The 19,873-nt window shown below is 74.2% G+C and carries 17 protein-coding genes and 1 pseudogene; 5 read left to right on the forward strand and 13 right to left on the reverse strand.

Annotation, left to right across the window (positions count from 1 at the left end):
• Both AC27L3_RS11430 and AC27L3_RS11435 read right to left on the reverse strand, forming a co-directional pair.
• A pseudogene (locus AC27L3_RS11430) lies at positions 1-819 on the reverse strand (hypothetical protein); the annotation flags it as partial.
• A gap of 4 nt (positions 820-823) precedes the next feature.
• Positions 824-1,135, reverse strand: a complete 312-nt coding sequence (locus tag AC27L3_RS11435) for a trypco2 family protein (RefSeq protein ID WP_487233889.1) — start codon at positions 1,133-1,135, stop codon at positions 824-826.
• Positions 1,136-1,282: 147 nt separating this feature from the next.
• On the opposite strand from AC27L3_RS11435, the gene AC27L3_RS11440 reads away from it, so the two are divergent.
• The 3 genes from AC27L3_RS11440 (at position 1,283) to AC27L3_RS11450 (ending at position 5,009) form a co-directional block, all read left to right on the forward strand.
• Positions 1,283-1,861 carry a PadR family transcriptional regulator gene (locus AC27L3_RS11440; RefSeq protein ID WP_487233890.1) on the forward strand — a complete coding sequence of 193 codons (579 nt, stop codon included), beginning with the start codon at positions 1,283-1,285 and terminating at the stop codon, positions 1,859-1,861.
• Positions 1,862-1,953: 92 nt separating this feature from the next.
• Positions 1,954-3,675, forward strand: a complete 1,722-nt coding sequence (locus tag AC27L3_RS11445) for an acyl-CoA dehydrogenase family protein (protein ID WP_487233891.1) — start codon at positions 1,954-1,956, stop codon at positions 3,673-3,675.
• 338 nt (positions 3,676-4,013) lie between these two features.
• The gene (locus tag AC27L3_RS11450; protein ID WP_487234187.1) at positions 4,014-5,009 is read left to right on the forward strand and encodes a PP2C family protein-serine/threonine phosphatase; all 996 of its coding nucleotides are present in this window, start codon (positions 4,014-4,016) and stop codon (positions 5,007-5,009) included.
• A 13-nt stretch (positions 5,010-5,022) separates the two neighbouring features.
• Here the strand turns inward: AC27L3_RS11450 and AC27L3_RS11455 are convergent, their stop codons facing one another.
• On the reverse strand, positions 5,023-6,582 hold the full coding sequence (locus tag AC27L3_RS11455) for a serine/threonine-protein kinase (protein WP_487233892.1): 1,560 nt from the start codon (positions 6,580-6,582) through the stop codon (positions 5,023-5,025).
• Positions 6,579-8,183: a serine/threonine-protein kinase gene (locus AC27L3_RS11460; RefSeq protein WP_487233893.1), complete on the reverse strand. Its 1,605-nt coding sequence runs from the start codon at positions 8,181-8,183 to the stop codon at positions 6,579-6,581. The genes AC27L3_RS11455 and AC27L3_RS11460 overlap by 4 nt, the downstream gene beginning before the upstream one ends.
• A gap of 217 nt (positions 8,184-8,400) precedes the next feature.
• Between AC27L3_RS11460 and AC27L3_RS11465 the strand changes: the two genes are divergently transcribed.
• Entirely contained in the window at positions 8,401-9,708 is a 1,308-nt protein-coding gene (locus AC27L3_RS11465) for a phosphatase PAP2 family protein (RefSeq protein ID WP_487233894.1), read from the forward strand.
• Positions 9,709-9,721: 13 nt separating this feature from the next.
• Positions 9,722-9,943, forward strand: coding sequence for a hypothetical protein (locus AC27L3_RS11470; RefSeq protein ID WP_487233895.1), 222 nt, complete (start codon positions 9,722-9,724; stop codon positions 9,941-9,943).
• Here AC27L3_RS11470 and AC27L3_RS11475 read toward each other — a convergent pair.
• The 9 genes from AC27L3_RS11475 to AC27L3_RS11515 form a co-directional block, all read right to left on the reverse strand.
• Positions 9,940-11,583 (reverse strand): carboxylesterase/lipase family protein, encoded by a 1,644-nt coding sequence (locus AC27L3_RS11475; protein WP_487233896.1) that lies wholly within the window; start codon positions 11,581-11,583, stop codon positions 9,940-9,942. The two genes, AC27L3_RS11470 and AC27L3_RS11475, sit on opposite strands and share 4 nt — an antisense overlap.
• Before the next feature lie 83 nt (positions 11,584-11,666).
• Entirely contained in the window at positions 11,667-13,691 is a 2,025-nt protein-coding gene (locus AC27L3_RS11480) for a GAF domain-containing sensor histidine kinase (protein WP_487233897.1), read from the reverse strand.
• Between the two features lie 11 nt (positions 13,692-13,702).
• On the reverse strand, positions 13,703-14,350 hold the full coding sequence (locus tag AC27L3_RS11485) for a response regulator (RefSeq protein ID WP_487234188.1): 648 nt from the start codon (positions 14,348-14,350) through the stop codon (positions 13,703-13,705).
• Between the two features lie 98 nt (positions 14,351-14,448).
• Positions 14,449-15,375, reverse strand: a complete 927-nt coding sequence (locus AC27L3_RS11490) for a VOC family protein (protein WP_487233898.1) — start codon at positions 15,373-15,375, stop codon at positions 14,449-14,451.
• A 20-nt stretch (positions 15,376-15,395) separates the two neighbouring features.
• The gene (locus AC27L3_RS11495) at positions 15,396-16,952 is read right to left on the reverse strand and encodes a GMC family oxidoreductase N-terminal domain-containing protein (RefSeq protein ID WP_487233899.1); all 1,557 of its coding nucleotides are present in this window, start codon (positions 16,950-16,952) and stop codon (positions 15,396-15,398) included.
• The gene (locus AC27L3_RS11500; protein WP_487233900.1) at positions 16,949-17,527 is read right to left on the reverse strand and encodes a VOC family protein; all 579 of its coding nucleotides are present in this window, start codon (positions 17,525-17,527) and stop codon (positions 16,949-16,951) included. The genes AC27L3_RS11495 and AC27L3_RS11500 overlap by 4 nt, the downstream gene beginning before the upstream one ends.
• Positions 17,524-17,925, reverse strand: a complete 402-nt coding sequence (locus AC27L3_RS11505) for a hypothetical protein (RefSeq protein ID WP_487233901.1) — start codon at positions 17,923-17,925, stop codon at positions 17,524-17,526. The genes AC27L3_RS11500 and AC27L3_RS11505 overlap by 4 nt, the downstream gene beginning before the upstream one ends.
• A complete protein-coding gene (locus tag AC27L3_RS11510) occupies positions 17,922-18,638 on the reverse strand; it encodes a cupin domain-containing protein (RefSeq protein WP_487233902.1) in 717 nt (238 codons plus the stop codon). The genes AC27L3_RS11505 and AC27L3_RS11510 overlap by 4 nt, the downstream gene beginning before the upstream one ends.
• Entirely contained in the window at positions 18,631-19,833 is a 1,203-nt protein-coding gene (locus AC27L3_RS11515) for a sedoheptulose 7-phosphate cyclase (RefSeq protein WP_487233903.1), read from the reverse strand. The genes AC27L3_RS11510 and AC27L3_RS11515 overlap by 8 nt, the downstream gene beginning before the upstream one ends.
• Positions 19,834-19,873 lie beyond the last annotated feature (40 nt).

Raw genomic sequence — 19,873 nt, forward strand, 5'->3', positions numbered from 1 at the left:
GGCCGCGACGACGGCCGCGGCACCGGCCGCCGCGGCCGTGCGTGTGCGGTGGGCCCGGGAGACGGGGGCCATCGCGAGGGGCGAGTACGCGGGCTCGGCCGCCTCTTCGCCGCTCAGGGGCGCGGGGACGTCCTCGGCGAAGCAGCGGATCCCCTCCTCCTCGAGAACCCGGCGGAAGCCCGGCAGGGCGAGGAGCGAGGTGACGGGGACGGCGTCCAGGACGTTCGCGGTGTCCGCGATCTTCCGGTCCGTGGCCAGAACGGCCACCAGCAAAGGGCCGCAGAAGACGGCCGTGCCCGAGGCGCCGCTCCAGTGGGAGCCCCCACCGGCCGCGCGCCGGGGGACGATGCCCGTGTCCACGTGCACGGTGACCATGCCGGACTTGAGCGCGTGCAAGGGGTCCACATGGCCGCGCACCGCCAGGGTGTCGCGTCGCCTCGGCCGCGCGCGGTCCGTGGCGGCGTCGGGGAAGCCCAGCCCCAGGCACGGCACGCGGGCCTCGCCGGCGATCCGGCCGAACCGTACGGGCTCCCCGGCCGGGGGCCGCCACGCGGGATCGACGATCCGCAGCAGTGCGCCCTCCTGTTCGGGGTGCGCGGTGAGGTCGACGGGGCCGGTGGGCCAGACCCGCTCGGCCGCCATCCACGTCGTCCCGCCTCCGGGGTCCAGGAGCCGCACCTTGACCTGCCCCTGCGCCGGGGTGTCCGCCACCGCGTGCCGGGCGGTGAGCACCAGCCGGGAGGAGATCAGGTAGCCGGTGCCGACGCGGTGGCGGTCCCCGGACGGCGCCCAGACCTCCACGACCCGTGCCCGCTCCACCGGCCTACTCCGGCAGCCCGTCCATGCTGCCGGAGATCTTCGCGTCCTCGCCGTCGGCGTCGACGGGCTGGAGGGTGAAGGTGATCCGGTGGGTGCGCTCCGACGTCCGTCTGCCGTCGGCCTCGCCGGTCCACGGCAGGACGAACACCTTCGTCCGCGCCCCGGCCTCCTTCTTCACGGCCACGGTCATCTCCAGCTCCACCGGGCCCACCGTGAACTTCAGCGGCTCGTCCCGGCCGTCCTGCATGGCCTGCTGCAACTGGGCGCGGATCGCGCCGACGGTCTCCCCCAACTCCGCCCAAGGCTCCTGCGACATGCCCCGCCCCACCCCTGTCGATCCGGTCCGTTGATCCGATCGGCGTCGAAGATAGCCGATACCGGCGCGCCGGGCCGTGCGTGAGCCGCGTCTCACCGCGCCGGGGCCCTCTTGCCTATGAAACGAGTTGCATAGAGGATCCGGCGTATGGCGCTCGAGCACGCGATCCTCGTCTCCCTGCTGGAGAAGCCGGGCTCCGGATATGAGCTGGCCCGGCGGTTCGACCGCTCCATCGGCTACTTCTGGACCGCGACCCACCAGCAGATCTACCGCGTCCTCAAGCGGATGGAGGGCGACGGCTGGGTCGAGGCGCGCGAGGTGGCGCAGCAGGGCCGGCCGGACAAGAAGCACTACGCGGTGGCCGGCCCCGGGCGGGCCGCGCTCGCCGCATGGCTGCACGAGCCGATCGAGCCCGAGAGCGTCCGGCACGACCTCGCCGTGAAGATCCGCGGCGCCGCCTTCGACGACCCGTCCGCCCTGATGCGCCAGGTCGAGCGCTACCACCAGCTGCACTCCGAACGCCTGGCGCACTACCTCGCGGGGCAGTCGCGCGACTTCACCGGGCCCGACGCCCCCGCGCCCCTGGACGACATGCAGGAGCTGCAGCACGTCGTGCTGCGCGGCGGCATCGCCTACGAGCGGATGACGCTCGCCTGGCTGGAGGACGTGCTCGCCACCCTCCGCCGCATCCGGGCGGCGCGGGCCGCCGAGCGCCCGGGCCCGTAGGACCGCGGCCCCCGCCCGTAGGACCGCACCCCCACCGACAGCGCCACCCGACCATCCACCACCCTCCGACCCAGCCGGAAAGGCGACCAGTCATGGCCGACCAGCTCCTGTTCAACCCGCGCACCTACGACCCGGCGCACTTCGACCCCGAGACCCGCCGCCTGCTGCGCGCCACCGTCGACTGGTTCGAGGCGCGCGGCAAGCGCAAGCTGATCGAGGACTACCGCTCCCGCGCCTGGCTGTCCGACTTCCTCGCCTTCTCCGCCAAGGAGGGCCTGTTCGCGACCTTCCTCACCCCCGCCGCGGCCGCCGGCGACAGCGCGGACAAGCGCTGGGACACCGCCCGCATCGCCGCCCTCAACGAGATATTCGGCTTCTACGGGCTCGACTACTGGTACGCCTGGCAGGTCACCATCCTCGGCCTCGGCCCGGTCTGGCAGAGCGACAACGCCGCCGCCCGCACCCGCGCCGCCGAACTGCTCGACCAGGGCGAGGTGTTCGCCTTCGGCCTGTCGGAGAAGACCCACGGCGCCGACATCTACTCCACCGACATGCTGCTGGAGCCCGACGGCGAGGGCGGCTTCCGCGCCACCGGCTCGAAGTACTACATCGGCAACGGCAACGCCGCCGGCCTCGTCTCCGTCTTCGGCCGCCGCACCGACGTCGAGGGCCCCGACGGCTACGTCTTCTTCGCCGCCGACAGCCGCCACGAGGCGTACCACCTCGTGAAGAACGTGGTCGACTCCTCGAAGTACGTCAGCGAGTTCCGCCTGGAGAACTACCCCGTCGCCGCCGAGGACGTCCTGCACATCGGCCAGGCCGCCTTCGACGCCGCCCTGAACACCGTCAACGTCGGCAAGTTCAACCTGTGCACCGCCTCCATCGGCATCTGCGAGCACGCGATGTACGAGGCCGTCACCCACGCCCACAACCGCATCCTCTACGGCCGCCCCGTCACCGCCTTCCCGCACGTGCGCCGCGAGCTGACCGACGCCTACGTCCGCCTCGTCGGCATGAAGCTCTTCAGCGACCGCGCGGTGGACTACTTCCGCACCGCCGGCCCCGACGACCGCCGCTACCTTCTCTTCAACCCCATGACGAAGATGAAGGTGACGACCGAGGGCGAGAAGGTCATCGACCTCATGTGGGACGTGATCGCCGCCAAGGGCTTCGAGAAGGACACCTACTTCGCCCAGGCCGCGAGCGAGATCCGCGGCCTGCCGAAGCTGGAGGGCACGGTCCACGTCAACCTCGCCCTGATCCTGAAGTTCATGGGCAACCACCTGCTGAACCCGGCCGAGTACGCGCCCGTCCCCACGCGCCTCGACGCCGCCGACGACGCCTTCCTCTTCCGGCAGGGACCGGCCCGCGGCCTGGGCGCGGTGCGCTTCCACGACTGGCGCACCGCCTACGACGGCTACGCGCACCTGCCCAACGTCGCCCGCTTCCGTGAGCAGGCCGACGCCCTGTGCACCTTCGTCACCACCGCCGCCCCCGACAAGGAGCAGAGCCGCGACCTGGACCTGCTGCTCGCCGTCGGCCAGCTCTTCGCCCTCGTCGTGCACGGCCAGCTGATCCTGGAGCAGGCCGCCCTGACCGGCGCCGAGCAGGACGTGCTCGACGAGCTGTTCGCCGTCCTCGTCCGCGACTTCTCCGCCTACGCCGTCGAGCTGCACGGCAAGGACTCCGCCACCGAGCAGCAGCAGACCTGGGCCCTGGGCGCCGTGCGCCGCCCCGTGGTCGACGCGGCCCGCTCGGCACGGGTCTGGGAGCGCGTGGAGGCGCTGGCGGGCGCCTACGAGATGGCGCCGTAAGCACGCCGGAACGGGCGAGCGCCGGGGAAGCACGGCTTCCCCGGCGCTCGCCTCCTCCTCACCCCGGCGGCCCAGCGCCTCGGCGCGCCCGTGCGCCCCGCCGCCCGCCCCCGGTGGGACGCCCTGGCGAGCGTCATCGATCGCTTGTTCGCACCGGATGTCCGCCGACTGCTGGCATCAGGGCGCTATGTTCACTGTGTGTAGATATGCTATGAATCGTGATCAAGTCAGGAGGGCCGAGGTCCCGTCGTCGCCCCGGCCGCAGGCGGCTCACGCTGCTGTCCCCCGTGGTCCTGACCGTCGTCATCGCGGGCCTGGCGTACGCCACCCCGCCGAGCATGGCCTTCAGCCGCCTGCTCCCCGCGGCCCCCGCCTTCGCCGCCGCCATGTGGCCCGTGCTGCCCACCGTCCTGCTGGGCACGGTCTGCCTCTTCCTCACGATCGGCCTCGGCTTCGTCTTCCCCGGCCTGAACACGTGGTGGACCTCCGCGGGGATCGTCGCCGTCACCGTGGCGGCCGCCTACGGAAGCCACGTGCGGCTCCTGCGGGAACGCACCCTCTTCCAGGTCCGGCTCGTCGCCGACGCCGCCCAGCAGGTCGTCCTCAGCCCCATGCCGCGCCGCTGCGCGGGCATCGAGATCGAATCCCTGTACCTCGCGGCCGCCGCCGAGGCCCGCATCGGAGGCGACTTCTACGAGGTCGTCGAGTCCCGGCACGGCGTCCGGCTGCTCATCGGCGACGTGCGCGGCAAGGGGCTGCCGGCGGTGGGCTCGGCCGCGGCGATCGTCAACTCCTTCCGCGAGGCCGCCTACGACGAGGCGGATCTGGCCAGCATCGCGCGCCGCCTGGAGGCCAGCAGCACCCGCTACAGCGCCGCGTTCCCGCCCGACGACATGATGGAGCGCTTCGCCACCGTCCTCCTCGTCGAGATCCCCCACGAGGGCGCCGGAGTCCGCGTCCTCAACTGCGGGCACCCTCCGCCGCTGCTGCTCAAGCGCAAGGAGCTGCTCGTCCTCGAACCCAGCTCCCCCTCGCCGCTGGTCGACCTCGCCGACCTCATCGGCGACAACTACAGCGTCGACACCTTCGACGTCACCCCCGGCGACCTGCTGCTGCTGTACACCGACGGCGTCACCGAGGCCCGCAACGGCACCGGCGACTTCTTCCCGCTGGCCGCCTGGATGAGCCGGCAGTCCCCCGACCACCCCCGCCAGTTGCTCGACGCCCTGCACCGCGACCTCCTGCGCTACAGCGGGGGAGCCCTCGACGACGACATCGCCGCGCTCGGCGTGCGCCTGCCGGGCCCGCTGGAGGAGCCGGGCGGCGTGCGGTGACGACGTCGGGCCCTCAGCCCGCGGCCGACGGCATGGCCGCCAGGGCGGCCTGCGCGATGCCCTGTGCCTCGGTCTCGCAGGAGGCGTGCTCGGTGCCGTCCAGGAAGACCCGCACCACGAGATTGCCGTCGCGCACGTTGAGCTGGCAGCCCTTCTCGTAGCTTTTCTCGTAGGTCGTCCAGTACGCCGCGTCACCGAAGCCGAGACCGCCGGCCGGACGCCCGCTCCTCGCGCTGCCGTCGAACTCCCGCCGCTGCTTCTGCGTGCCGTTCTTGCGCTGCTCCGAGCGCTGCAGCTCCCAGGTGACAGCGGCGCTGGGGGAGTAGTTCCAGCCGTCCGGCTGGGGCCGGTCCTTGCCGTACCAGGAGCACTCGGTCTTCGCGCTTTCGGGGCTCTCCTGGGAGACGTCCTTGTCCTTGCGCCGCTCCTCCCGCAGCGGAAGCCCGGCCACGGCCTCCGAGCACACCGGCATCGTCACGTACTTGTCCGGCGGGCCGCCGCTCCCGTCGTCGTTGCCGCGCAGCAGCAGGTACGCCCCCACGCCGAGGCCCGCCGCGAGCACCGCCCCCGCCGCCACCCACGTCACGGTGCGCCGAGGGCGTGCCGGCGGGGCGGGGGCGTGCGCGGTGAGGACCGCGGTCGGCGGGGCGGCGGCGCGGTGCAGGAGGGCCGTGCGCTCGGGGTCGCCCGCCAGCAGGCCCTCGGCGCGGGCCCGCTGCTCGTCGATCATGCGGTGCACGGCCGGCGGCCACGGCCGGGCCGCCGGGGCCACCGGCCCCAGCAGGGTGAGCAGTTCGGCCGGGGCGGGCCGGGCGGCCGGGTCCTTGGCCAGGCAGCGCGCGACGATCCCGTACAGGGACTGCGGCACCCCGCTCAGGTCGGGCTCGGTGTGGACGACGTTGTAGAGCGTCTGGAGGGCGGACGGGCCGGCGAACGGGCTGCGTCCGGTCGCCGCCAGCACGAGCACCGACCCCAGTGAGAACACGTCGCTCGCCCCGGTCAGCTCCCGGCTCTCCGCCTGCTCGGGCGACATGTACGGCGGCGAGCCGACGACCCAGCCGGTGCCGGTGAGCTCGGTCGCGTCCCCCGCCTCGGCCGCCCGTGCGATGCCGAAGTCGATGACCCGGGCGCCGTCCTCGGCGAGCAGGACGTTCTCGGGCTTGAGGTCGCGGTGGACGAGACCGGCCCGGTGGATCTCGCCCAGGGCCGCCGCCAGCCCCACCGCCAGGCGGTGCAGGGCGTCCTGCGGCAGCGGGCCGCCGCGCTCGACGGCCGTACCCAGTGCGGGGCCGGCCACGAACACCGAGGCCAGCCACGGCTGCTCCGCGTCCGCGTCGGCGTCCAGGACGGCCGCCGTGTAGGCGCCGGACACCTTCCGCGAGGCCGCCACCTCGCGCCGGAAGCGGGCGCGGAAGCCGTCGTCGGCCGCGTGCCGGGCGTGCACCAGCTTCACGGCCGCCGGCCGGCCGTCCGGCGCGACGCCGAGCAGGACGCGGCCCATGCCGCCCCGGCCGAGCTCGGTCAGCAGGAGGTACGGTCCGGCCTTCTCCGGCAGCGGGTGCGAGGCGCTCACAGGGTCGCCACCGCCGCGACGCCCTGGCGGGCCATGTCCTTGGTGAGGTCCTCGCACCGGCCCTTCGGGTAGTGGATGCCCTTGACCGCGACGAAGAGGGCCAGGTTGCCGTCCCGGGCGTACAGCGTGCAGTTGTTCTCGTCGGAGTTCTTCAGCCACATGCCCTCCTCCACGACGCCGATGCCCGGGTCGCGCGGGGTCGAGGACCGCACGTAGAAGCCCTCGTAGTGCTTCTTCGCCTGCTCGGCGCCGGTGGGACCGCCCGGGCGGGAGAGGAAGAGGTCCCAGGAGAGGTAGATCTGGTCACCCGAGCGGGTGGTCCAGACGCACGTGGTCGACGGATGCGTGTGTCCGTTGCCGTCGGACTGCTGCCACACCGTGTCGGGGAAGTTGCCCGTGGGTTCGCCGAAACCGGCCGGGGCCGTCATGCCGCGGCGGTTCTGCACGCAGGACGGGACCGTCTTCGTGTACTTGTCCGGAACCTGGGCGAGCGGCGTCGAGCCGGGGGTCGGCACGGGCTCGGGGAAGACCTCCTCGTACAGGTCGGCCGGGCCGAGCGCCAGCACGATGCCCGCCACCGTCGCGAGCACCGCACCCGCCGCGATCGCGGGGATCCGCCACCGGGGGCGGCGGCGCGGCGCGGGCGTGATGGGCGGGGTCGTGATGGGCGGGGTCGTGACGGGTGGAGGCGTGGTGGGTGCGGCCGGGGAGCCGGCCGTGGCCGCGAGCCGCTCCGCCCAGGCCCGGCGCTCGGCGATCCGTTCGTACACCACCGCGGGCCACGGACGCGCGGCGGGGGCGAGCGGCCCGATCAGGCCGAGCAGCTGTCCGGGGGTCGGCCGGGCGGCCGGGTCCTTGGCCAGACAGGGCTCGACGATCCGGCGCAGCCGGGGCGGTACGCAGGCCAGGTCGGGCAGGTCGTGGGCGACGGCGTGCATGAGGGCGAGCGGCGAGTTGCCGGCGAAGGGGCTGCGACCGGTGGCGGCCGTGACCAGCGTGACACCGAGGGAGAAGACGTCGCTCGCCGGGCCGGGCTGCTCGCCCCGGACCTGCTCGGGCGACATGAACGCGGGCGAGCCGATCAGCGCGCCCGTGCGGGTCAGCTTCGTGTCGTGGTCGGCCGCCCGCGCGATGCCGAAGTCGACGACCCGGACGCCGTCCTCGGTCAGGAGCACGTTCGAGGGCTTGAGGTCACGGTGCACGAGCCCGGCCCGGTGGATGTCCTCCAGGGCCCGGGCGAGCCCGGCGGCGAGCAGCAGGACCGTTTCCTCGGGCAGTGCCCCGCCGGCGTCCAGCGCCTCGCCCAGCGTGGGTCCCGCAAGGAAACGAGAGGCCAGCCAGGGGGTCGGCGCATCCGGGTCGGCGTCGACGACCGGCGCGGTGTAGGCGCCGGACACGCGCCGGGAGGCGTCCACCTCCCGCCGGAACCGGGAACGGAAGCCCGGATCCTCCGCCAGATCGGCGTGCACCCGCTTGACGGCCACCAGCCGCCCGTCCGGTGCGACCCCGAGCAGGACCTGCCCCATGCCGCCCTGACCGAGTACCCCGACCGTCCGGAACGGCCCCACGTGCTCCGGCCCCTCCGCTGTCCGCGTCGCCATGCCGAACCCCCCTCCCCCGCAGCTTGGTGGATCTTAACGAAGAGCCCGCGAACCCCGCCGCCCGCCACCCCGATAGCATGTTCGGACTCGCGGTGATCACCCTCATCGCCCGTACTCAGCCGGAAACGTGCTCTCCAGCACGATGAACAACCATTTGTCCAACGTCTAGCAAACGGCCGAATAATTGACATCCATATCATCGCGAATAAATAACAGAATGGCGGTCGCCGCCTGGCGCCAGCCGCGCGTAATTCTGTGGGCCGCTGTGAGTGTGGTGGCCCTCGGATTCGTCATCGCGCTGGAAATAGCCGCACGTCATTACGGCATGCGGGGGCCGATCACCAACCAGGCGCGCGAGGTGGTTTTCGCTCCGAAATCGGGGCCGCTGCTGTACGGCAGCATGGCGTTGATGATGGTGGTGCTGCCGTGGCGGCAGCGGTTCATCGCGGCCGGTGTCGCAGTCGGAATCGACGTCGTCTTTTTCCTGGTGCGGTGGATTTTCGACGCCAAGATGATGTTCGGAAACGGTGCGTTGTGGGTGGTGCTGGGGTACGCGGTCATCGCCGTCACGCGTCGCACCGGCCGGGAACGCGCGCTGCTGCTCAAGGGCGTCGGGTTGGGGCTGTTGCTGGTGACCGGCCGCAAGACCGGTGACACCTGGCTGCTGATCACCTCCAAGACGCGTCCCATGGTCCTCGACCAGTACGTGGCGGTCGCCGATCACGCCCTGGGCAATCCGTCGTGGTTCGTGGGCCGGTTCGTCAGGGCCACCGGCCCGATCGGCGGGCATCTTCTCGACTACGTCTACATCCAGCTCGCGGTGGCGGCGGTTCTCGTCTCGTTCTACCAACTGCGCAACGTCGCGGCCGAACGCCGCTTCCCGGCCCATCACCTGGTGCGCACCTTCCTGGTGATCGGCCTGCTCGGACCGGCCATCTACATGATCTTCCCGGTGGTCGGGCCGATCTTCGCCTACGGCGCCGACGGCGGCCACTGGGCGGTGGCCAACCTGTGGCCGGACACGGCGACGCCGATCAGCGCGCCGCATCTCATGCCGTTCAACGACTTCACACCGCGCAATTGCATGCCCAGCCTGCACACGGCCTGGGCCACCGCGATATTCATCCATTCCCGCAAGGGCCCGCGGCTGCTGCGCTTCTTCGGCGCGTTCTGGCTGATCACCACCCTGGGCGCGACGCTGGGATTCGGCTACCACTACGGCACGGACATCGTCACCGGCGTGGTCTTCACGCTCACGATCGAGGTGGCCCTGCGTGCGCAGGCACGCGGGTGGGAACGGTCGGGGATTCTGCTGGCCGTTTACGGCGCGACGGTCTTCACCGTGCTCCTGCTGGCCTTCCGTTTCCTGCCGATGCAGATGGCAGGGAACCCGTGGCTGTCCGGTCCCCTCGTCCTTCTGGCGATGGCCTCGGTGATCTACGGCTATGTACGGACCACCAGGCAATGGGAACCGCGGACCGCCGTACCGGTACGGCACCCGGAACCGCAACCCGAACTGGTGTGAACCACGGCCCGGTGTGACGCTGGAAGGGGAGGAGATCTCCGCAGGAAAGGCGGGAGCGGTCATGGCCGGGCTGTGGAAGAAAAGGCACCGGGACGTCCACGAGCCGACCGCGCAGGAACGCGAGCGGCAGGAGCGGGCGGCGAAGGTCGAGAACGACCGGGAAATCGCGCGAGGAGAGGTCTACAAGCGCCCGCCCGAGCGGAACGTCCTCGGCTGGGACCACCGCCGCGACTAGCGCCCCGAAGGGGCGCTGCGCGCCGGGGTGGGGAGGCGGACCTCCGTTGCTGTCGGGCCCTGGGACGTCGGGCCCGGCACGGTTGCCCAGAAGTCGCACTGGTGACCGGCCTCGAAGTCGGTGCGCGGCGTGATCGCGTCCAGGGCCAGGGACATCGGCCGGTACGGGCCCGCCGCGACCGGCGGCCAGGTGTCGCCGGCCGGGGGCCGGCCGGCGACGAACCGGGCCCAAGAGGCCGTCATGGCCTGCGCCAGCCGCGTCTGCGCCGGGTCGAGGCGGACGGGATCCGCCGCCAGGTAGTCGAACAGGTACGGGATCTCCGCCCCGTGGTAGGCGCCGAGCGGGAAGCCGGGGTCGCCGTGGTAGAGGTCGGGCGCGGAGCGGTCGGCGAACTCGTAGCCGTAGACACCGCCCGGGGCCCCGGCGGCGAGCGACTGCGCGGCCCGGCGGGTGGGGCAGGCGACCAGGTAGTCGCCGAAGGCCGCGCCGAACGCCAGACGGTAGTCGCCGCCGTAGCGCGAGCCCGGGTAGTGCGCCGCGACCCGCGGGCCGTCCAGCTTGAACAGGGTGGTGAGCACCACCGGATAGGTGACGGCGTTCAGATGGACGCCGGCGGACTCCAGCAGCACCGAGCCGATGGTGCCCTCGTCGAGCGTGTTGCCGGTGAGCACCGGCACCCGGGCCTGGTGGCCCGCCGCGACGGCCTCGCCCGGTGATTCCGGCAGCACAGGGGTGCCGGAGACCGGCCACCAGGGCGCGGCGCCGGTGGTCGGCACCTTCAGCAGCTGGGCCGCGGTCTTCGACCGCAGGCACGCCACGACGGCCGGGCCGGTGCCCAGGCAGCCCGCCCCGGTCGCGAAACCGGTGCCCGTGCTCTGCGCCTCGGCGAGCGGCCGGGAGGCCACCCCGCACGGCGCGCTCTGCACGAGGGCGCGGGCGAACAGGCCGCGGGCCGGCGGCGAGACGAGGTGGCCGCACACGCTCAGGCCGCCCGAGGACTGGCCGCCGGCGGTGACGCGGCCCGGGTCCCCGCCGAAGGCGGCCGCGTTGGAGCGCACCCACCGCAGCGCGGCCTGCTGGTCGAGCAGGCCGTAGTTGCCGGAGCCGGCGTCCGGGTCCTCGGCGGTCAGGCCCGGGTGGGCCAGGAAGCCGAAGGCGCCCAGCCGGTAGTTGGCGGTGACGACGACCATGTCGCCGGTCACGGCCAGGCGCCGGGCGTCGTAGTGGGCGGCCGACCCGGAGATGAAGGACCCGCCGTGGAACCACACGAGCACGGGCCGGCCGGCGCCGCCCGAGGGCGGGGTGAAGACGTTCAGGTAGAGGCAGTCCTCGTTGACCGACTCCTCGGTGCCCAGCACCGGGCGGGCCGGCTGGGCGCACGCCCCGGCGAAGCGGGTGGCGTCGCGCACGCCGCTCCAGGCCGCGGCCGGCTGCGGGGGCCGCCATCGCCGCTCGCCCACCGGCGGCGCGGCGAACGGGATCCCCAGGAAGGCCCGGCCGTGGTCGCCGACCGTGCCGCGCACCTGTCCCCGGTCCGTGGTGACGACCGCGGGATCCTCGGCGGGCGCCGGGGCGGCCGCGCCGAGGAGGGCGAGCAGGGAGAGGAGCACGGGCAGCAGCAGCCGGCGCGGGGTGGCCATGGCGGATGCCTACCCGTGGGCGGCGGGGGAACCCGCCTACCGGGCGGGGTACATGTGAACGGTCGTGCACCCGGTGTGCGTGGTCAGCCCGGGAACGGCCCGGCCACCGGCGGGAACGACGCCCGGGCCACCGCTCCTCCCGTCTCGCCCGGCTCCAGCGTGAACCGTCCGCCGAGCTCGGCGGCCCGCTCCTGCAGGGAGCCGATGCCGACGCCGGTGCGCGGCGGGTCCTGCGGCGGCCCGCGCCCGTCGTCGCGCACCTCGATCGTGACCTCGTCGGGCACCACGCGCACGGCCAGCACCACGGCCCGCGCCCCCGCGTGCCGGACGACGTTGTTGAGCGCCTCGCCGCCGATGAGGTACACGGCGACCTCGACGGCCGCCGGCAGGGCCGGCAGCGGGTCCGGTGCGAAGCGCACGTCCACCTCCAGTCGGTGCCGGAAGCGGTCCGCCAGCTGCCGCAGCGCGCCGCCCAGCCCGCCCCGGTCCAGGGCGGCGGGTGCCAGGCCGGCGGAGATCCGGCGCAGCTCGGCGATGGCCGCGCCGATGCCCTCGGAGGCGCTCTCCAGCGGCCGGGCGGCCGCCGAGTCCGCCGGCACCGCGTACCGCGCGCCGTCCACCTGCAGCCGTGCCCCCGACAGGGCCGGTCCCAGGCTGTCGTGCAGGTCGCGGCGCAGGGTGCGGCGCGCCTCCTCGCGGGCGAGGACCATGCGCTCGCGGGCGGCCCGCAGGTCCTCGTACAGCCGCAGCGAGGCCAGGGCGGGCGAGGCCTGGTCGGCGAGCGAGCGGAGCACCTCCCGGTCCTGCGGGTCCAGGGCCCGCTCCCCGGTGCGCGGCGCGACGTGCAGGCGGCCGATGACACTGCCCTCGAACGTCAGCGGGAAGCCGTCCGACCCGGGCACCGGCGCACCGGCCGTGGCCAGGGTGCGGGGCCCGCCACGGGTGTCGAGCACCACCGCGGCGCCCGGCAGGTGCAGGGTCGTCACCACCGTGTCGCACAGCAGCCGCGGCGCCTGCGCGGGCGCGGCCGCACCGCTCAGCCGCAGGGACAGCTCCCGCACCACCTGGTACGGACGGGCGCGGTCGCCGTAGTAGATGCGGTCCACCGCCCGCAGGGCCAGGCGGGCGCACGGGTACAGCAGCACCCCCAGGCCCAGCCCGACGGCCTCCGCCGCCAGGGTGCCCGTGCCCGCCCTGCCCGGCACCGCGTGCAGCGCCAGCAGGGAGACGCCGGTGAACACGGTGACCAGGCCGGCGGTCAGCAGCAGCGAGGCGAGCGCCTTGCGGGTGGCGCGGTCCAGCGGCCGCGAACGGTCGCGGCGGATGGCGTACACCGCGCAGAACGGCCACAGGGCCGCCACCGTGTACGCCAGGGACCACAGCGCCCCCTTCAGCGGCACGACGTGGTTGACGTAGACGATCACCAGCCACAGCAGGTACGGCACGATCGGCACGATCTGGCGCGGGTCCGGTTCCCGCCACCACCGCACGACCATCACGGTCAGGCTCGTCAGCAGAATGCCCGTCATGGGCAGCACGACGGGCACGTGGTCGGTCAGGAACGACCGCAGGCGCCCCCAGCCGTCGTCCAGCGTGGGGTCGGGCAGCGTGTAGGTGCGCGCGGCGATCCGGTCGGCGAAGGCGTGCACCACGCTCCAGGCGGCCAGCAGCGCCACGTACGGGCGCCAGATCCGCAGGCGGGGCAGCTCGCCGCTCGGCAGGTACAGCGGCAGCACGTAGAAGGTGAAGGCCGCCATGGCGTAGGAGGCCACCGAGAAGGCGGCCAGCGCGTCGCTGCCGGCCCGGGGGACGGAGGCGATGGAGGCGGCCAGCGTCGCGGCGTCCGAGACGACGTTCGCGGTCCCGGGCACGATCAGCAGCGGGCCCAGCACGCTGCGCGGGCGATGGGCCGCCATGAACGACCCCAGCAGGACCACGCCCGTCGCGGCCACCACCGACGGCCCCCGCTGCACGATGTACGGGGCCAGCCGCGCGTCGTGGAGGTGGGCCAGGGCCAGGGCGGCCCAGAGCACCGCGGCGGCCACCGTCAGCCCGTACGCCCCGAAGGTCAGTGCGCGCCCGGTGCGCCCGGCTGCGTTCTGGGCCATGGCGCGGCCCGTCAGTCCTCGTCCCCCAGGCCCGCGTCCCGTGCCCGGGCCACGGCCTCGGCGCGGGTGGTCACCTGGAGCTTGTCGAAGACGTGCGTGACGTGGTTGCGGACCGTCTTCTCCGACAGCACCAGCTCCCGGGCGATGTGCCGGTTGTCCAGCCCGCGGGCGATGAGCTGCAGCACCTCGGTCTCCCGCGCCGTCAGCGCCGGGAAGAGCCGCTCGGCGTCGTGCCGCCGGCCCTCCTGCAGCAGCGCGGTCAGCCGGGCCGCCGTCCGAGGGCCGAACACCGCGCCGCCGGCGGCCACCGTGCGCACCGCGTGCAGCACCTCGCCGGCGCCCGCCCCCTTGACGAGGTAGCCCCGGGCACCGGCCTGCAGGGCCGCCAGCAGGCTGCCGTCGTCGTCGGACATGGTCAGCATCAGCACCGGCAGCCCGGGGTGGCGCTGCGCCAGCTGCCGGGTGACGTCGATGCCGGAGCCGTCGGGCAGGGCCAGGTCCATGACGACGACGTCGGGACGCTCGCGGGCCACGGCGTCGAGCACCTCCCCGGCGGTGGCGGCCTCGGCGACGACGGTGGCGCCGCCCGTGGCCTCCAGGGCCGTCCGCAGGCCGTCGCGGAAGAGCGGATGGTCGTCGACGATCAGGACACGGGGCATGACGGCGTCCTCGTCTTGCGGTCTCACAGACCGACGCTAGCCGCCGCCCGGGGCGATCTCTCGTTTTGTTGCTCGCCCCGGGCGGCCGCGCGTGCGGTTCAGCGGGCGGTGTGCGTGCCGGTCATCAGCGCCGCGAGGTCCTCGGGCGCGATCCACGAGGGCGGGGGCGGCTGCCCCCAGCTGAAGAAGCTCTCGTTGACGTCGAAGACCTCCGGATCCCACAGCTGGTCGTCGACGATGCAGTCCATGTCGGAGTCGTACTCGGTGAAGTTGCCCGCCGGGTCCTTGAGGTACCAGAAGAAGTTGGACCCGATGTGGTGCCGGCCGAACCCCCAGATGTGCCGCTCGGGGTGGTCCCGGAGCATGGCCATCGCGCCGCGCCCGATGTCGTCGACGTCGTCGACCTGCCAGGAGGTGTGGTGCAGGAAGGGCACCGGCGCCGCCAGCACCAGGATGTTGTGGTGGTCGGTCGAGCAGCGCAGGAACGCCCCGGCGTCGCCGAGGGAGTCGCTGACCTTGAAGCCGAGGCCGTCGCCGAAGAACGCCGCCGTCGTCGGCGGCTCGGGGGTGCCGAGCACGGCGTGGCCCAGCTTGCTGGGCCGCACCGGGTGCGCGCGCACCACGCCCGGGGCCCGGCCGGCGGTGCGCTCCGCGCGCCCGGGCCCGTTGTACGGGGTGGGCGGCGCGGCCGGCACCGCCGGGCGCGGCTCGACCTGCAGCACGGCGCGCGCCCCGGTGGCGGGGTCGGCGGCGGTCAGCCGCTCGCCGGGCCCGCGCACGGCGGCCACGCCCATGCGGCCCAGCCGGGCGGCGGCCGCGGCCAGGTCGTCGGGGTCGTCGACGCCGACGCGCATCTCGACCAGGCGGCGGGTGGGGGCGGGCACGATCCGCAGCTGGCGGCCCCCGTCGCGGGTGGAGAACCAGCCGTGGGTGTCCCGGCGCAGGCCGAGTTCCGCGTAGTAGGGGGCCGTTGCGGCGGGGTCGGGGACCCCGATGGTGACGGAGGACAGACGGTGCAGTGACATGACGGGCTCCTCGGATGCGCTCACGGCCGCAGCACGGCCAGGCGGGCCGTGCGCAGGGCCTGGGCGACGATGGTCAGGGTGGGGTTGACGGCGGCCGACGAGGGGAAGAACCCGCCGTCCACGACGAAGAGGTTGGGCACCTCGTGGCTGCGGCAGAAGGGGTCCAGCACCGAGGTGGCCGGATCGCGCCCGGCCACCGTCGTGCCGCACTGGTGGCCGGTGTGCTCGATGCCCATGCGGTGGCCGAGCACCAGCGGGTAGCCGGCGCGCCGCATCATCCGCGCCCCCGCGCGGACCAGCTGCCGGTGGGCGCGGGCGCCCACCGGACGCACGTCGAGGACGATGCCCCCGCCGGGGCCGAGCAGCACGCGGTTGTCCGGGCTCGGCAGGTCCTCGGAGATCAGCCACCAGTCGACGCTGCGGTCCGCCAGTGCGGCGAGGACCCGGCGGGGCACGTGGGGATGGGCGGTGGCCATCGCCGCCGGGTGGACCTTGCCCATCAGCTGGAGGTTGCCCAGCGGATGGGGCGTGCGGGCCCCGGCGCGGTAGAAGTCGTTGACGGCGAGGGTCTTCTGGAAGACGACGGGGTTGCGGCTGCGCGGATCGACGGCCATCAGCATGCTGTTGTGGTGCAGCATCAGATTGCGGCCCACCAGACCGCTGCCGTTGGCCAGCCCGCCGGGGTGCGCGCCACTGGCCGAACGCAGCAGGAGCGCCGCGGAGTTGACGGCGCCGCAGGAGACGACGACCGTGCCGGCCGTGATGAGGACCGGGTGGCCGTTGCGCGAGGCCTCGACGGCGGTGACCGTGCGCCCGGCGGGGTCGGTGCGCAGCCGCGTGACGTACGTGTGGGTGAGCAGTCGTACGGTGGGGGAGCGCAGGGCCGGGCGCAGGGCGCGGGTCTCCGCGTCGCTCTTGGCGCCGACGCGGCAGGGGAAGCCGTCGCAGGTGCCGCAGCGCACGCACGTGCCGCCGTCGGCCAGGTCGATGCCCAGTTCGAGCGGGTGGGGGTGCAGTCCCTGGTCGCGCAGGCGGCCCTCCAGCTCCGCGATCACCGGGGCGTGGGCGACCGGCGGGTGCGGGTAGGGGCCGGAGCGGGCGGGCTCGGTGGGGTCGTGGCCGGTGCGGCCGTGCACCCGGTACAGGCGCTCGGCCTCGGCGTAGAACGGCTCCAGCTCGGCGTAGCCGAAGGGCCAGGCCGGGGAGGTGCCCTCCAGGTGCTCGACCGCCGCGAAGTCGCTCTCGCGCATCCGCGGCAGGCTCGCCCCGTAGACCTTGGTCGTGCCGCCGACGTAGTAGTGCGCGGCGGAGGTGAAGGCCCGGCCGCGGGCCGTGTGCCAGGGCTCGGCGTTGCGGTAGCGGCCGTCGCCGAAGACCGCCTGCGGCGACCAGTTGGCCGCCTCGCGGGGCAGGAACCCGCCGCGCTCGACCACCAGGACGCGAGCAGCGGTTCGGGCCAGGGCCCAGGCCGTGCTCGCCCCTCCGGCACCGGAGCCGACAATGACGACGTCGGCCGCGTAGCGCGCGGCGTCGTCCCGGACCACGGGCGGGGTGCCCGGTCCCCAGATGCCGGTCACGGCCCGCTCCCGTGCTCCGGGGCCGGCGGCTGGAAGAGCCGTACGCCGGTCCGCCGCCGGTAGGGCAGGTCGTCCGGGGCGTGCACGAGTTCGAGGTGCAGGCCCCAGGGGGTGGTGAGGTAGACCCACCGGGTGCCGCGGATGGGCCCCTCGTCCACGCGCTGCGGCTCGCCGAGCATCCGTACGCCCGGGGTCGCGGTCAGGTGGCGGACGGAGGTGTCGAAGTCGTCGGTCCACAGGGCGAGGTGGTGGCCGCCGACGTCGCTGTTGCCGGGCATCCGCCGGCGCCTGCCGGGGCCGCTGTAGGCGAACAGCTCGATGTTGAGGGTGGGGCCCAGGCGCAGCATCGCGATGTGCACGGTGCAGCGCCGGTGGACGCCGAGCTGGCGGCGCATCCAGTCGCCGCCGGGGTCGCCGATGGGTCCGGTGCGGTAGGCCGTCTCGGCGCCCAGGACGCCGGTGAAGAAGTCGACCGCCTCGTCGAGGTCGGGCACCGTGAAGGCGACGTGGTGGACACCGCGCACGCCGGGGACACCGGGGCGGCGGGTGCGGGCAGTGGTGGCGGTGGAGGTCATGTCGGCTCCTTCGGGACTTCGTTCGTCAGGTCCGGGCTGCGCGGCGGCAGACGGCGGGTGACGGCGGGCGGGGTCAGGGTCAGGCACAGCAGCTCGGCGCCCCTCGGCCCGGCGCGCAGGGCGACGTCCTCGCCCCTGGGCGCCAGGAGCAGGTCGCCGTCGCGCAGCGGGAGGGGCGGGCTGCCCTCGGCGGTGACCGGGCCGCGCAGCACGTACCAGGCCGCCTCGGTGCCGGCGCGGCCGGCGAGGTCGTAGCGCGCGTGGGGCGCCAGGCCGACCCGGTCGACGGCCTCGCACTCGCTGTGCAGCATGCCGCGCCGGGCCAGGCAGCGGATGCGGACGCCCGCCCGCCCGGCGGCGAGGAGGACCGTCGGCTGCCGGCTCGCATGGACGATCATTGCTGCTCCTCGGTGGGGACGGCCAGGACGGCGTGGAAGTACTCCAGGCCGCGGGCGCCGGCCCGCAGGCGGGCCCCGGTGCCCAGCGGCAGAGTCAGGCAGACCCCGGGGGCGAGCGGCACGCGCGCTCCGCCGGCCCGCGCCGTGCCGGCGCCTGCGGTGACGTACACGGTGTGCTCCGCGCCCGTGCAGTCGAAGTCGCCGGTGGCGCCCGGCGGCAGGCGCGTGACGCGCACGGTGCGCAGCGGGCCGCCGAGCACGGTGGAGGCATCGAGCGGGCCGTTGCGGGACAGGTCGGTGACGACGGTGCTGCGGGGGTTGCCGGTGGCGTGCATGGCGGTCTCCTGGAGGGGGCGGGGTACAGGAAGCTCGACGACGAGCCAGGACAGCGGTGTGCGGCCGGTGGTGCGCAGGCCGTGCCGGCTGCCGGCCGCCGTCAGGACGGTCGTGCCCGGCGCGACGGGCCGGGGCCGGCCGTCCAGGGTGAGTTCGCCCGCGCCGGTCAGGACGAAGTACACCTCCTCGGTGCGGGTGTGCCGGTGCTCGCCGCTGACGCCGCCCGGGGGCAGCCACGCCCACTCGACGGCCTCCCAGTCGCCGTGCAGCCCGGTGCGCCGGGCCAGGCACGTCCAGCGGGAGTGGCCCGCGGCGGCGTGCACGCCGTAGACGTCGGCCGGGTCGCCGGTGGTGGCGACGACGACTGCCTCACGCATCGCGGGCCTCCCCGGTGCGTTGGTGATGGTCCCTCAGGACGCCGGCGGCGCTCGCCAGCTCGTCCGGGGTGACGTCGTCGACGAACACGGCCCGGCCGATCCCGCGGGGCAGCGGCAGGCGCTGGCTGCCGTCGCGGTGGCGGACCGTGTCGGCCAGTGCCTCGCCCAGGACCTCCGGCGTGCACAGCCGGTGCCACACGGGCAGCCCCAGGTCGCGCATCGTCGCGAGGACCCTGCGCCGCTCCGACGGCCGCATCAGGCCGCGCCGTTCGGCGACGACCGTGGTCAGGGCCATGTCCAGGCAGACGGCCTCGCCGTGCAGCAGCTCCGGCAGGGCGCGCATCTCCAGGGTGGGGCTGAAGGAGTGGCCGTAGTCGACGATCCGCTCCAGGTCGTGCTCCCACAGGTTGCCCTGCAGCTCCTGCAGCATGCCGTGCACGGCCCGGCACAGCACCTCCCGGGCCGCCCCGTCCTGGAAGCGCCCGGCTATCAGCCGGGCACCGCAGCGCTCCAGCAGGCGGAACAGGGCCCTGTCCTTGATCAGGGCCATCTTCAGGATCTCGGCGGCGCCGTTGCTGACGTGCCGCCGGTCGAGGGTGCGCAGGAAGGCCGGGTCCAGCAGGGTCTGCGCGGCCGGGTGGTAGCTGCCGAGGCGGTTCTTGTACGACCCGAAGTTCACCCCCGTCTTGGCGCCCACGCCCGCGTCGACCAGCCCGATCAGCGTGGTGGGGACGCGGACGTAGGGGGTGCTGCGCCGGTACAGGCTGCAGGCCAGGCCGACGACGTCCATCAGCACGCCTCCGCCGACGGCGGCGACGGGCTCGCTGCGGCGGGAGACGCCGAAGCGGTCCATCGCCTCGACCACGGAGAAGACCGCGTCCATGGTCTTCAGCCGCTCGTGGGCGGGCAGCACGTGGACGGCCGTCTCCAGGCCGCGGGCCGCGCAGTAGGCGCGGATGCGCTCGCCGTACAGCGCGTCGACCGTGCTCTCGACGACGAGCAGCCGGCGGGCGGGCGCCGGGCCGCCGGGCGGTGCCCCGGCCCGGGCGAGTGCGGGATTGGCGGGGTCCAGCAGGCCCGGCGCGAAGCCCACCTCGTAGCGGACGGGCTTGGCGGTGCTCACGGTCCAGGAACGCACGGGCTCGCCGGAGGTGAACAGGCCGTGGTGGGCGGGGGAGGTCGGGGCGGAGGTCACGGTGGTCTCCTTCACGAAGGGCGGGGGTCCGGCCGGGGCC

Source organism: Streptomyces sp. PKA51, assembly GCF_057552455.1.